Here is a 13,417-nt window from a genome sequence, read left to right as displayed (position 1 = left end):
GCAAGTTCGGGGCCGCGCCTGACCGGAATTGACATCGCGCCAGCTGCCGAAGGCGCCTCGGCTGCTCATTTCGCTGATTTTGCCGAAGTCGCCGGATGTCTCGAATCCGGGTTCAAATTGCAGTGTGCTGGACGATGTGTTACAAGGGGATTCCATCGCAAAATCATCTGCATTCCCTCTCGCCCATGGTCTTTTCATTTTTCAAGAAGCAGCCGGAAAAGATAATGCGTGCCCGGCCGGCAGCTGTCCCGCAGCCAACAAACGATCGCGGCTCGGCCACTGGCGTGTCGTCCAAGGAAAAGGCGAAGCCGGTCGCTGCTCCGGTGGGTCTGGCCCGCTCCGATATCCCCTTCGCCACGCCGGCGCCCACCAGCGAAAATCCGCCGCTGGATCTCAGCGAGTTCGTGTTCAGCGAGATTGCTGCCGAGTTTCAGGTCGAAGCAGAACTCGATCCGCTTGACGCCGAAGCCGAAGAGGCGGCGATGTTTTTTGCCAATGGGCAGGACTCTGCGGCTCGCTCGTTGCTGGAAAAGTCGACCAGCGTACGTCGCTCTGGCCCGGGGGAGCGGTTGTGGCTGATGCTTTTTGATCTCCTCCGCCTGACCGGGCAGAAATCCGCCTTCGAGGCACTTGAGGTCGAGTACGCGCAAGCCTTCGAGAAGCAGCCTCCGGTCTGGCGCGACGCCGCAGTCGGCGCACGCGAGGCGGGAAAAGTGGTTGGAACGGCGCTCTTCAAGGGTGACTTGCTCGGCGACAACGAGGCCGGCTTTGAGGCGGTTCGCCTGGCCCTCAAGACGAATCCGCAGCTTCGCCTTGATTTGTCGAAGGTGCGTCAGCTGGAGGCGGCGGGCTGTGAACGGCTTCTCGCGCTGCTGCAGCAAGCGCGTCGGGGTAGGGGCGCGATCGATTTGCTGGGTCGCGATGGTCTTGGTGCTTTGCTCGACAGCCGCATTGCTGCCGGCCGCCCGGAAGACCGGGCTTGCTGGCTGCTGAAGCTCGAACTTTGCCAGCTGCGCGGGCAGCTGGAAGTGTTCGAGGAAATGGCGATCAACTACGCGGTGACCTTTGAAATATCTCCGCCGTCCTGGGAGTTTGAGCGAGTGGCCGATAGCGAGCCTGCGCCGCTGGAGCTGGCGGCTGCCGATCAACTGCTGACCGAGGCCTATGTCATCAAGGGCGAAATCAGGGGTGCCCGTTTCAGCGACCTGCAGGCGTACGCTGCGGCCAAAGATCCGGTACTGATTGACTGTTCGACGGTGACGCGCATGGACTTCCTCAGTGCCGGAGCCTTGCTCAACGCTTTGACCACGGTCAAACGCTCGGGGCGACAGATCATTGTCCGTCATCCCAACCACCTGCTTGCCGAGTTGTTCCGGGTCGTGGGCTTGCGCAGCGTGGCGGAAATCGATCTGGCCAGGAATTAACAAACCACGGGAGTTGTTGATGGATCAGTACCACGGGACGACGATTCTGTCGGTTCGCCGCGGCAAGCGTGTGGCCATGGGCGGCGACGGGCAGGTGACACTGGGCAACCTGGTGATCAAGGCCAGCGCGCGCAAAGTTCGCCGCATACACCAGGGCGAGATTCTCGCCGGTTTTGCGGGTGGCACAGCGGATGCCTTTACGCTTTTCGAACGCTTTGAAGCGAAGCTCGACAAGCACCAGGGAAACCTTATGCGTTCGGCGGTCGAACTGGCCAAGGACTGGCGCAGCGATCGGGCGCTGCGGCGCCTTGAGGCGATGCTCGCCGTTGCCGACCGGGAGAATTCGCTGATCATCACCGGCAATGGAGACGTCGTCGAACCGGAATACGGAATCGTTGCCATTGGCTCCGGCGGCGCTTTTGCACATTCGGCGGCGCGGGCACTGGTCGAGAACAGTGAGCTTGATCCGACCGAGGTGGTCCGCAAGTCGCTACAGATTGCCAGCGATCTTTGTATCTACACCAATCAGAATTTCACCATCGAGGTGCTGGAATAAACATGTCGTCCATGACTCCGCAGGAAATCGTCCACGAACTCGACAAGCACATCGTTGGTCAGGGCAAGGCCAAGAAGGCCGTGGCCATTGCCCTGCGCAACCGCTGGCGGCGGGCGCAGGTGGCCGAGCCGCTGCGGCAGGAGATCACCCCCAAGAACATCCTGATGATCGGCCCCACTGGCGTTGGCAAGACGGAGATCGCGCGGCGCCTGGCGCGGCTGGCGAACGCGCCCTTCATCAAGATCGAGGCCAGCAAGTTCACCGAGGTTGGCTACGTCGGGCGCGACGTCGAGACGATTATTCGTGACCTGGTCGAGATTGCCATCAAGAGTGTACGTGAGCAGGCGATGACGGGCGTTCGCGAGCGCGCCCAGGACGCCGCCGAAGAGCGCGTTCTCGACGCTTTGCTACCATCCGCGCGTGCGACCTACTTCAATGACACGCAGGCGAGTGAAGAGAGCACGACAAGGCAGAAGTTTCGCAAGAAGCTGCGCGAAGGCGAGCTCGATGACAAGGAAATTGAAATCGAGGTGGCAGCACCATCTATGCAGGCCGAGATCTTTGCGCCGCCAGGAATGGAGGAGCTGACCTCGCAAATCCAGGGCATGTTCCAGAACATGGGTGGCGGTCGCAAGAAGTCGCGCAAGCTGAAGATTTCCGAGGCGCGCCGGCTGTTGGTCGACGAGGAAGCCGCGAAGCTGGTCAACGATGAGGACGTCAAGCTGACGGCGGTCAGAAACGTCGAGCAGAACGGCATCGTCTTTCTCGACGAAATCGACAAAATCGCCTCGCGTAGCGATACTCAGGGCGTCGACGTCTCGCGTCAGGGCGTGCAGCGTGACTTGCTGCCGCTGGTCGAAGGTACGACAGTGTCGACCAAGTACGGGATGATTCGTACCGACCACGTGCTGTTCATTGCCAGCGGCGCTTTCCACCTGGCCAAGCCCTCCGATTTGATTCCCGAGTTGCAGGGCCGCTTTCCGATCCGTGTCGAACTCGATTCGCTGTCGGTGGCCGACTTCGAGTGCATTCTGACGCAGACCGACGCCTGCCTGACCAAGCAGTACGAGGCGTTGTTGACCACCGAAGGCGTGACCCTCGACTTTTCGGACGAGGGTGTCAGACGGCTGGCCGAGATTGCCTGGTCGGTCAATGAGCGAACCGAAAACATCGGCGCCCGCCGGCTGCATACGGTGATGGAGCGCTTGCTTGAGGAGGTGTCGTTTGTTGCCAGCGAGGGCCGCTTCGAGAGAGTGGCCATCGACGCCGCCTACGTTGACGCCCGTCTCGCCGAACTGGCGAAGAACGAGGATCTGTCGCGCTACGTCTTGTAGTCCTTGTCGCAGGCGGTGACCGCCGTCACCTCGATGAGCGCCTCCGCGCAGCCCTTCGGCAGATTGTTCCTCGAGTCGGACTGACGAAGTCGCCGCGTGACGAGCGCGCGGCGTTGGCTATTTGATCACGACGACTGGCAGCTCGGACAGATGTACGACCCGCGTGGTGACCGAGCCGAGCAGGATGCCGGCGACCGAGCCGAGACCACGTGAGCCCATGACGATCAGCGTGCAGTCGTGCTCTCTGGCGTAATCAGCGACTGCCTGAGAGGCTTCGCCGACCAGGATGTGCTTCGAGTAAGCGAGGCCCGCCGCCTCCAGTCTGGCGCAGGCTTTCGCCAACGCCGCCTCGCCGGATTCCCGGTGGTAGTCGTCGACGTTTTTCTTGCTGACAAAACGCGTGATGTCCGAGGGCAGTGCCGCCTGCACGTTCACCAGACTGATCGTCGGCGTGGCGGTAGCGGACGGCGCCTGGCGCACGACATGTTCGACGGCACGCAGACTGGGCGCTGAACCGTCGACAGGAACCAGCCAGTGTGCTTTCACTTCGGTTTTCCTTCCATTAGTTCTCTGCCGCTTGCCGTGGTGAGCTCACTACTCGGATGTCCTTGATGCTGCCGGCTCGCCAGTACCTTTCCGGTCAGGACCACCATCAGTGCACCCAGCGCTGACGCCAGGTAAGTACTGTAGGGAACGATCTCGCGCCAGCTTGCCGGGATGGTCGGGTCGGTAAGCAGCATGCCGCCGCCGATCCAGCCCAGCAGTCCGCCGCCGGCGGTGATCACCACCGGGTAGCGATCCATCAGCAGCAGGACCAGTTTGCTGCCCCAGACGACGATAGGGACCGAAACCGCGATGCCAAAGACCACGAGAAGGATCGATCCGTGTGACGCTGCAGCGACGGCGATGACGTTGTCGACGCTCATGACGGCGTCGGCGACGATGATGGTCTTGATTGCACCGGCCAATGTCGCGCTGGTCGCGACGTTGCCATGTCCCTCGTCGTTCTCCGGGATCACCAGTTTGATGCCGATCCAGAAGAGCAGCAATCCGCCGACGATCTTGAGGTAAGGAACGGCAAGGAGTTGCAGGGCGAAATAGATCAGGACAACCCGCAGGCCGATCGCTCCGACTACCCCCCAGAAAATACCTTTGTTGCGCTGCGCGTCGGGCAGCTTGCGGCAGGCCAGCGCAATGACCACGGCGTTGTCCCCGCCGAGCAGAATGTCGATGGCGATAATCTGCAGGACTGCGATCCAGAAGGTCGGTGAGGCGAGGTCGAGCATGGGTGTGTCTATCCTTGTTGCCGCTTCCACCGGCCGCCCGTCCGCGTGCGGGGAGGTTCGGACATCGGAGGCGCGATGCGAGGGTGATGCGCTTGGGCGTGCAGAGCTTGCTGATTGTCTCACACCTGCCCGGACGGATTGACCCCGTCGATTCGGTTGGTGACGGCCTGGAAAGCCTTCGCATGGCGGCTTTGCGCAGGAAGAGGGCGGACACGGGATTGGCCAATGGACAACGAAAAACGGCGCCGCGTACGCACGGCGCCGTTTCAGGGAGCTTTTCGCGCCGCCCTCAGTCCATCGCTTCGTACAGCGGCAGGGTCAGGAACTCGGGGTACTCGGCGCTCAGCGACATCTTGTCGAAGATCACCGCCGCCTGGTCGTAGGTGGCGGTGTCTTCACCCTGTTCGCTGACCGCCGCCTTCACCTTCGCCAGTTCCTCGGCAATCATGGCGCGCACCATTTCGGCGGTAACCTTGCGGCCATCGTCGAGAACGCCTTTCGGGGACACCACCCATTGCCAGACTTGCGAGCGCGAGATCTCGGCTGTTGCCGCGTCTTCCATCAGATTGTGGATGGGCACGCAACCGTTACCTGCGAGCCAGCTACCGAGGTAGTGGATACCGACGTTGATGTTGTTGCGCACGCCCGCTTCGGTGATCGGTTGCGAGGGCTGGAAGTCGAGGAAGTCGGCCGCGGTAAACACCTCGTGGCGCTGTTTTTCCCATTGGTTCGGGCGATCGCCGAGCACTTTCTGAAACTCCTCGGCGGCGATCGAGACCAGGCCAGGGTGGGCGACCCAGCCGCCGTCGAAGCCGTCTTTGGCATCGCGCGCCTTGTCGTGGCGGATGCCGGCGAGTGCCTTTTCGTTGGCCTGCGGATCGTTCTTGATCGGAATCAGTGCGCTCATGCCACCCATCGCCGGTGCGCCGCGTGAGTGACAAATCTTGACCAGTTGCAGCGCATAGCTGCGCATGAAGGGAACTTCCATGGTGATCGCGGCACGGTTGGCGAGGCAGAAGTCCGGGTTCTTCTTGAACTTCTTGATGCATGAAAAAATATAGTCCCAGCGGCCGGCATTGAGACCTGCCGAGTGTTCGCGCAGTTCGTAGAGGATTTCTTCCATCTCGAAGGTCGCCAGAACGGTCTCCACCAGGACCGTCGCCTTGATCGTGCCGCGCGGCAGGCCGACATGCTCCTGAGCCATGACGAAGATGTCGTTCCACAGACGTGCTTCGAGGTGCGACTCCATCTTCGGCAGGTAGTAGAAGGGGCCGGCGCCGCGCGCGATCTGCTCTTTGGCGTTGTGGAAGAAGACCAGCGCGAAGTCGAAGATGCCGCCGGAAACGCGTCGGCCGTCGACGGTCACGTGCTTCTCGTCGAGGTGCCAGCCGCGCGGACGAATCTGCAACGTGGCGACCTTGTCGTTGAGCCGATACTCCTTGCCGGCTTCGTTGACGAACGACAGCTCGCGCCGGATGGCCTTGTAGAGGTTGACCTGGCCCTGAATCTGGTTGTCCCACTTCGGGCTGTTCGAGTCTTCGAAGTCGGCCATGTACGAGTCGGCGCCGGAGTTGAAGGCGTTGATGACCATCTTCGCTTCGACCGGACCGGTGATTTCGCTGCGCCGCCGCTCGAGTGCCTTGGGCAGCGGGGAAACGCTCCAGTCGCCCTCGCGGATATTCCTGGTCTCAGGCAGGAAGTCGGGCATTTCGCCCGCGTCGATCGCCGCCTGGCGGTCGATGCGCGCCTGCAGCAACTCCTGGCGGATGCCTTCGTAGGCACGGTGCAGTTTGGCGACCAGAGCCAGCGCTTCAGCAGTCAGGATGGTTTCGTAACCGGGCTTGATGGGGGCGTTGATTTCCATTCCAGCGGGCAGATTGAGGCTCATGTGGTGGCTCCTGTCGAAGGTTTATGATGCAGTGCACCGATTCTATTAGACGCAGCATTGAAAGAGAAGACCGATTAGAATCAAATGATCTTTTACTTCCGGTATGTAATCGGCCACGTGGATCATCTCAAGCAAATTCGTGCCTTTGTTGATTCGGCGACGCGCGGCAGCCTGTCGGCGGCTGCCAGGGTGGAGGGCGTCACTCCCGCGGTGATCGGACGCCGCCTTGACGCGCTCGAGGCGCGCCTTGGCGTCAAGTTGCTGCTGCGCACGACGCGAAGGCTGTCCTTGAGCTTCGAGGGACAGGCCTTTCTCGAAGACTGCCAACGCATCATCAATGAACTGGCGAATGCCGAAGCGGCGGTTTCTCTTGGTGGCATTCGTGCCAGCGGTCACCTCAAGGTTTCAGCGCCAGCGGGTTTCGGACGGCGGCACGTGGCGCCACAGGTGATCGCTTTCATTGAGGAGAACCCCGGCGTCAGCGTACGGCTGGACCTCAGCGATCGCGTCGTCGACCTGCTGAACGAGGGCGTTGACTGTGCAGTGCGTATCGGCGAAATGGCGGATTCGAGTCTGGCCAGCAGCAAGCTCGGCGAAATGCGGCGGGTGGTGGTAGCCAGTCCCGCTTATCTGGCCAGGCACGGGCAACCCTTGGATCCTGCCGATCTGGCGGTGCATAACTGCCTGTCGCTTGACCAGCAGCGTGGTTGGACCTTGCGCGAAACACCGGCCGGAGAGGTCGTGCAGCGCAAAGTGTCGGGAGCATTCGAGTGCAACGATGGCGCGGTTCTGCACGAGTGGGCACTGGCCGGCAAGGGCCTGGCCTGGCGATCAGTATGGGAAGTGGGTGACGACCTGCGCTGCGGGCGACTGGTTTCCTTGCTCGACGACTATGCAGCACCGCCGGTGGGCATTTACGCGGTATTCCCGCAACGCCGCCATCTGCCACTGCGCGTACGCTTGTTCATTGACCGCTTGAAGACGACTTTCGGCAATCCGCAGTACTGGGGGCTCGGCCATTGAACCCCTGGCACGCATGCCTTGCGGTGGAGCTCGCTGCGCGAGTAATCGACTTCTGGCGGCGAGCCGGTGAAGTGCCGTGGCACCGGGCAAGAATTCCCGGCCAAGGGCGTGCTTGCTTGCCGGGCTGCCCAGCGCCGTCCGCCGTTCATTTAGAGGTGGCGGCAGCCTTCTTCGCAGCTCTCAGCAGGGCTTTGCGCGCTTTCTCGGCCTTGATGTGCGCTAGTGCCTGCGCACGGTTGCACTCCTTGCAGTAGGAATGCAGGCCATCGGCACTGCGCGAGTTCTTGTGGAACTCGAGCAGCGGCTTTTCCTGCTTGCACTTGACACAGACTTTCGTGGTCATGGGGGTTACCGGATCAGGGGAGTGGTTTTCGGAAAGGGGGCCGGCAAGCGTGCAGACTGTCTGCGACGGAGACGCGTAGGGGGCAGTGTCCTTGCCATCCTCGGCGGACAGGCCATGCTCGCGAATCTCGTTCAGGTAGCGTGGAAAAGGCGGTGGCGATCGGTCGATGCTCTTCGCTGGATCGCTTGGCGGGGGGGAAGTGAGCGTTTTCATCGGCTAAGTGAGTCGCGCAAAAGCTGCTCGGGGCAGCGGTTTTTCGGAACTATCGTGGTCACCATCGGGGTACGGCAATGCGCTCGGGCGGACAGCGGTAGAAAGCCTGCTTATGAACGTCATGGGTTTGTGCCTCGCCAAACAATCGTCGCCAGAACGTTCGCCGGCCAGGTGCATGGCGGCCCTTGCCGCCCGCCGACGATGGAGGCGCCGAGCGAAAGTAGTCTACGGAATCCGTGCTGGCGACAAGCGCATGCGCAGTTCCAGGACAGCAAAACGCCAGCGACTTGGTTAAAAAATCCCAGTCAGTTCAGTGGCCTAGCGCAGCGCCTGCGGCGCTCAACCAAGAAATCCCCGGGAGGTGGAAAGTTGTGGCGCTCGCCCGGTCTTCGCCCGGAAACCCGCCAGTTTTGTCAATCAGAGATAAGCAAGGACCATGCCGGAACATAAGCCAGGCTTATGGAATCATAGGGTTACAGGTTGGTTTATAAGGTCGTTTTTATGTTCCCCGCTGTCGCTGTAAAGAAAGCTGACAGTTTCCTACTGCCGGGCACGGGGCGACTGACGCCACCGCTCCATGGCGTCGTGTCGCAGCGCACGACCATTGCCGGAGGGGGGCGGGATTTTGATCAGGTTTGGGACGTGAGCGCCCGGAGTGCAGGGCTACGGGCGCCGGGCGTCAAGTGCCGCGAAACGCGTGTGTCGAAGGCACTTTCGGGAGCGCTGGCCAAGGCTCCGCCGGTCGCAGGCGAAGTGCAGGTTCCCTAACGCTTGTTCAGGAAAGCCTCGACGGTGCTGCGGAGCTGGGACAGCGTAAAGGGCTTTGCCAGGTAGCCGTCCATTCCTGCCGCGTAGCAGGCTTTGGCGTCCCCTTCGAAAGCGTTGGCCGTGACTGCGATCACCGGAATTCGCGGCAGGCCCAGTGCGGCCTCGCGCTGGCGAATCCTGCGAGTGGCCTCGAAGCCGTCCAAGACCGGCATCTGGCAATCCATCAGGACCAGCGCGAAGGAATCCGATGCCAACGTAGCGAGCGCCTCTTCGCCCTGGGTTGCCTCAACAACGGTGAAGCCTAGTGACGAAAGCATGCCGTTCCCGACCAGGCGATTGATCGCGTTGTCGTCGACCAGCAGCAGTTTTCCGACAAGTGAGGAAGCAGCCGTTCGGCTTGCCAAGCGCGCGGGAAGGTCTTCCTTTGCTGCCGTGGCGGAGGCCGCGAGCGCCGCCGGCTCGACATCTGGCTGCTCCTTATCGTTCGCCAGAGGCTGCTGGTAAGGAATTCGGACGAGGAAAGTCGATCCACTGTTTCCGGCTGCAGTGCTGCTGTGCCAGCCAATGCTACCGCCCATGGCGTCGACGAGCTGTTTTACCAACGCCAGGCCCAGACCTGTGCCTTGATGCTGCCTGGTGCTCGACTGGTCGCCCTGGCAGAATGGCTCAAAGAGAGCTGCGTGCCATTTCTCGTCAATGCCGACTCCGGTGTCGCGGACGGTAAACAGCATCATCGGCGACTGATCGTCGCTGGCGGCGTCTTCCTTCCTTACGGAGAGCGAGATTTCGCCGCGCTCGGTGAACTTGAGCGCGTTGCCCAGCAGGTTAAGCAGAATCTGCCGGGTGCGCGCCGCATCGCCGATCAATCGTCGCGGGAGGTCTGGTGCCAGGGTGGCAAACAAGCGCACGCGCTTGCCCGCCGCAGCTGCCGAAAAGAGGGCTACGGCTGCCTCGGCGACAGCAGCAGGGGAAAACTCCTCCTCGCGAAGCCGCAGCTTTCCGGCCTCGATCGACGACAGGTCGAGGACATCGTTGATGACCTCGAGCAGTGCGTGGCTGGAAGACACCGCTGTATGCACCCACCGCTCTTGCGTCGCCGTCAGTGGGGAGTTGGCCAGCAGATCGAGCGTGCCGATCATGCCGTTCATTGGCGTGCGGATCTCGTGGCTCATGGTCGCCAGGAAGCGCGACTTGGCCAAGTTCGCGTCGTCGGCCTGTTGTTTGGCCAATGCCAGCGCCGTGGCGGCATTTTCGAGAGCGACCCGTTGCCGAATCTCGGCAGTGGCCGCCGCGAGCTGGTCGCGTGCAGCGCGGGCAGTGATCAGCCCGTAAACGGGCGCCACGGCGGCCAGGGCGTAGCCGTGGCCGTCACCCTGGAGCAGTGAAACGATCATCGTGGTCAACAAGGGGGGCAGAAGCCAGAGCAGGAGTGCCCACCTGACAAGGGTGAGAAACAAGGCGGCGACGGTGAGCGCGGCGAGAAGGACGATGAGAACCAGCGCTGCCGCCTGCGCGGGTACTTGCGGATAGACCGTCGCAATGCTGAGCACGTTGATCGTTGCCAGCACGCTGACCATACCCAGGAAGCTCAAGCGCGCGCGCCGGAAGCCCGTCGCGGTCGAGGACATCAGTGGCCACTTGTGGTGCAGGGCGCGCCGCCAGCCGGCGACAAGTATCGCCGTCGTCAGGATCAGCAGGGCGATCACCTGCGAGACGTAGAGCCAGGCGATCACGGCGACGATGGCTTGACCAAAGACCATTGCCAGCGCCGAGGCGCTGGCCTTCTGGATGGCGCTACCGGTCAGGTCGAGGTCGACGCGATCAGCGTCAGAAGTCATCGTTCATCGGCGGCTTGTAGTCGGAGTCACGCGCTGCGTACTTTGCTGTTCGAGTGATCAGTTTACACCACCCTGTCGTAATGTCTTTTCCGACACCGATGTCGCGGATCGGCGGTAAGAACGTGCTGCGCGCGGCTGCCCGCCAGACAGCGGTGCTGAAAGCGAGGCAAAAAAAAACCGCGCTCGCGCGCGGTTTTTTTGCCTGCCCTTGTCGCTTAGTGGAACTGCTCTTCTTCGGTCGAGCCGGTCAGTGCGGTCACTGACGAGGTGCCGCCCTGGATGACCGTGGTCACGTCGTCGAAGTAGCCGGTACCGACTTCCTGCTGGTGCGACACGAAGCTGTAGCCGCGATCGCGTGCCGCGAATTCCGGCTCCTGGACTTTTTCGACGTAGGCGGTCATGCCGCGTTTGACGTAGTCCTGCGCCAGATCGAACATGTGGTACCACATGTTGTGGATGCCGGCGAGGGTGATGAACTGGTACTTGTAGCCCATCGCGCCGAGTTCCTTCTGGAATTTGGCGATCGTTGCGTCGTCGAGGTTCTTCTTCCAGTTGAACGATGGCGAGCAGTTGTAAGCGAGCATCTTGCCCGGGTGTTTGGCATGCACGGCTTCGGCAAACTGGCGCGCGAATTCCAGATCGGGCGTACCGGTCTCGCACCATACCAGGTCGGCGTACTCGGCGTAGGCGACGGCGCGCGAGATGGCCTGCTGCAGACCTTTCTTGGTCTTGTAGAAGCCTTCCGAAGTGCGCTCGCCGGTGACAAAGGGCTTGTCGTTGTCGTCGCAATCGGAGGTCAGCAGGTCGGCTGCTTCAGCGTCGGTACGGGCGATGACCAGGGTCGGTACGCCGCAGACGTCGGCGGCGAAGCGCGCGGCGAGCAGCTTCTGGACCGCTTCCTGCGTCGGCACCAGGACCTTGCCGCCCATGTGGCCGCACTTCTTGACCGAAGCCAACTGGTCTTCCCAGTGCACGCCGGCTGCGCCCGCGCGGATCATCGCCTTCATCAGTTCGAAAGCGTTCAGCACACCGCCAAAACCGGCCTCGGCATCGGCGACGATTGGCGCGAAATAGTCGATGTAGCTCTTGTCACCAGGACCGACGTCTTTTGAGCACTGGATTTCATCGGCACGACGGAATGAGTTGTTGATGCGCTCGACGACCTTGGGTACGGAGTCGACCGGATACAGCGACTGGTCGGGGTACATCGCCGCGTAGGAGTTGTTGTCGGCGGCAACCTGCCAGCCGGAGAGATAGATCGCTTTGACACCGGCCTTGACCTGTTGCATCGCCTGGCCGCCGGTGAGCGCGCCGAGGCAGTTGACGAAGGGCTCGTTGTTGACCAGGTTCCACAGCTTCTCGGCGCCGCGACGGGCGACGGTGTACTCGATAGGGAAGGAACCTCGCAGGCGCACGACATCGGCAGCCGAGTAGCCGCGCTTGATGCCCTTCCAGCGGGGATTCTCGGCCCAGTCTTTTTCGAGTTCGGCGATCTGCTGTTCTTTGGTACTCATGATTGGCTCTCCAAAATTAGGAAGTGCGGTTGCGACAAGAGTGGCGCCCGGGGGTCGAAGCAGCAAGGGGTCGGAGGCTCGACAGCGGGTAACCAATGGCATCCAGTATAACGGCCTTTGCTAATGCTCGCAATGGTCTTATATAAGACATAAGATATATTTTTTGTCGAAACAAAACAGCCCCTTGTCGTCACGTTTTCGCATTGCGGAACGTGATTGTCGTGTGCGAAATGCTTCATGCCTATGCTCAAGGGATTTCTGGTGCGAAGACGCGTCCCGCCAGGGTCACTTTCCAGCGTTCGCAGCATAGCTGACCGAGGGGCGCTCTCGCGGCAGTACTCGTCCAGCGCTTCGGTGAGCATCGCGACCCTCGGGCGCTCCGCTTGCCGGTCGAGCCGGACGGTGATCGCGCTGCTCGTGACCAGGCTGTTGGCGCCGCCGTTCAGCCAGACGAGTAAGGCCTGCGCTTCACGCCGGCGCCAGAACCGCGCGCTTTCCGCGTTGGCCATCTGCCCTGGAATGCAGTGCGCCGCGCACTGGCTGCAGCCATTTCCACACTCGCGCGCGGTCAGCGGTCAGCGTACAGCGTGTTCACTCGCCATCGCCGCTCCGGGATAGCAGTCGCGGGCGGGATCTGTGCCGCTACTTCTTGTCCATGTCGCGTGCCGCACGGATCAGGTCGGCATCGAGGACGGAGGTGTCCGTGCCGTAGCAGCGGATCATTTCGATTTCCTCGAAAACCGGGTGTTCGTCGCTCGACTCTGCTGCCTCGCTGGTGCTCGTCGCGCCATAGTGGCGCCCGCGCCAGCGCGCGATCAGCATTTCCTGGTCGGTCAGCCCGGTCGCCATCCCAGGTGGGACATCGGCCCCCAGTTCGATCAGTGCCTTCACAACTTCGGTCCGGCGACCACGAAGGGCCATCGACAAGGGCGAGGTAAGCTGGCCGTTGTCTGCTGTATTGACTTTTGCGCCGCGGCTGATGAGTTCCCGAACGATATCGACATGCCCCATGAAGCATGCAACACCCAGCGGTAAGCCGGGATCTCCCCGGCCGTCATCTATCTCGACCGAGGTCCCGGCGTCGAGCAGGGCTCGTACCTCTTGCAGGCGGCCTGTCCGGATCGCTTTGAGCAGGTCAATGGCAGTGGTCACAACTTATCTCCGATTCTCTTGGCAACTCCACGATCGCTGGCAGGCGAAGTATCTTCCGTGTCGCCCCTCTGGTCAATT

Annotated in this window: 11 protein-coding genes; 4 read left to right on the top strand and 7 right to left on the bottom strand. The window is 61.8% G+C overall.

Translation table 11 applies throughout. The features are described from left to right. The first annotated feature begins 284 nt into the window (after positions 1-284). Genes QZ634_RS17105 through hslU form a run of 3 tightly spaced genes read left to right on the top strand, consistent with a single transcriptional unit; the run spans position 285 to position 3,314 of the window. Positions 285-1,424, top strand: a complete 1,140-nt coding sequence (locus tag QZ634_RS17105) for an STAS domain-containing protein (RefSeq protein ID WP_291990481.1) — start codon at positions 285-287, stop codon at positions 1,422-1,424. A 19-nt stretch (positions 1,425-1,443) separates the two neighbouring features. Further along, entirely contained in the window at positions 1,444-1,980 is a 537-nt protein-coding gene (hslV, locus tag QZ634_RS17100) for an ATP-dependent protease subunit HslV (protein ID WP_043564063.1), read from the top strand. Between the two features lie 2 nt (positions 1,981-1,982). Further along, the gene (hslU, locus tag QZ634_RS17095; protein ID WP_291990479.1) at positions 1,983-3,314 is read left to right on the top strand and encodes an ATP-dependent protease ATPase subunit HslU; all 1,332 of its coding nucleotides are present in this window, start codon (positions 1,983-1,985) and stop codon (positions 3,312-3,314) included. 117 nt (positions 3,315-3,431) lie between these two features. Here hslU and QZ634_RS17090 read toward each other — a convergent pair whose 3' ends face one another. From QZ634_RS17090 to aceB, 3 genes are all read right to left on the bottom strand, one after another. Continuing rightward, positions 3,432-3,860: a universal stress protein gene (locus QZ634_RS17090; protein WP_291990477.1), complete on the bottom strand. Its 429-nt coding sequence runs from the start codon at positions 3,858-3,860 to the stop codon at positions 3,432-3,434. Next, a complete protein-coding gene (locus QZ634_RS17085; protein WP_291990475.1) occupies positions 3,857-4,600 on the bottom strand; it encodes a TerC family protein in 744 nt (247 codons plus the stop codon). Before QZ634_RS17085 ends, QZ634_RS17090 begins: the two co-directional genes overlap by 4 nt. Positions 4,601-4,889: 289 nt before the next feature. Next, positions 4,890-6,488, bottom strand: coding sequence for a malate synthase A (aceB, locus tag QZ634_RS17080; protein WP_291990473.1), 1,599 nt, complete (start codon positions 6,486-6,488; stop codon positions 4,890-4,892). 117 nt (positions 6,489-6,605) lie between these two features. Between aceB and QZ634_RS17075 the strand changes: the two genes are divergently transcribed. Further along, positions 6,606-7,511 carry a LysR family transcriptional regulator gene (locus QZ634_RS17075; RefSeq protein WP_291990686.1) on the top strand — a complete coding sequence of 302 codons (906 nt, stop codon included), beginning with the start codon at positions 6,606-6,608 and terminating at the stop codon, positions 7,509-7,511. A gap of 145 nt (positions 7,512-7,656) precedes the next feature. Here the strand turns inward: QZ634_RS17075 and QZ634_RS17070 are convergent, their stop codons facing one another. The 4 genes from QZ634_RS17070 to QZ634_RS17055 form a co-directional block, all read right to left on the bottom strand. Next, positions 7,657-7,854 carry a hypothetical protein gene (locus tag QZ634_RS17070; protein WP_291990471.1) on the bottom strand — a complete coding sequence of 66 codons (198 nt, stop codon included), beginning with the start codon at positions 7,852-7,854 and terminating at the stop codon, positions 7,657-7,659. A 977-nt stretch (positions 7,855-8,831) separates the two neighbouring features. Then, complete coding sequence (locus tag QZ634_RS17065) at positions 8,832-10,673, bottom strand: response regulator (RefSeq protein WP_291990469.1); 1,842 nt, start codon at positions 10,671-10,673, stop codon at positions 8,832-8,834. 215 nt (positions 10,674-10,888) lie between these two features. Then, the gene (gene aceA / locus QZ634_RS17060) at positions 10,889-12,187 is read right to left on the bottom strand and encodes an isocitrate lyase (protein WP_291990467.1); all 1,299 of its coding nucleotides are present in this window, start codon (positions 12,185-12,187) and stop codon (positions 10,889-10,891) included. Positions 12,188-12,829: 642 nt separating this feature from the next. Then, entirely contained in the window at positions 12,830-13,339 is a 510-nt protein-coding gene (locus tag QZ634_RS17055) for an ankyrin repeat domain-containing protein (protein ID WP_291990465.1), read from the bottom strand. Between the last annotated feature and the right edge of the window lie 78 nt (positions 13,340-13,417).

Origin of the sequence: Candidatus Accumulibacter sp. ACC007 (assembly GCF_907163205.1) — a bacterium.
GTDB lineage: Bacteria > Pseudomonadota > Gammaproteobacteria > Burkholderiales > Rhodocyclaceae > Accumulibacter > Accumulibacter regalis.
This window is presented reverse-complemented; position numbering and strand designations above follow the sequence as displayed.

Coding starts and splice junctions, on each gene's coding strand:
- QZ634_RS17065 (WP_291990469.1), bottom strand. CDS start 10,673: ATGACTTCTGACGCTGATCGCGTCGACCTCGACCTGACCGGTAGCGCC.
- aceB (WP_291990473.1), bottom strand. CDS start 6,488: ATGAGCCTCAATCTGCCCGCTGGAATGGAAATCAACGCCCCCATCAAG.
- QZ634_RS17085 (WP_291990475.1), bottom strand. CDS start 4,600: ATGCTCGACCTCGCCTCACCGACCTTCTGGATCGCAGTCCTGCAGATT.
- hslV (WP_043564063.1), top strand. CDS start 1,444: ATGGATCAGTACCACGGGACGACGATTCTGTCGGTTCGCCGCGGCAAG.
- aceA (WP_291990467.1), bottom strand. CDS start 12,187: ATGAGTACCAAAGAACAGCAGATCGCCGAACTCGAAAAAGACTGGGCC.
- hslU (WP_291990479.1), top strand. CDS start 1,983: ATGTCGTCCATGACTCCGCAGGAAATCGTCCACGAACTCGACAAGCAC.
- QZ634_RS17070 (WP_291990471.1), bottom strand. CDS start 7,854: ATGACCACGAAAGTCTGTGTCAAGTGCAAGCAGGAAAAGCCGCTGCTC.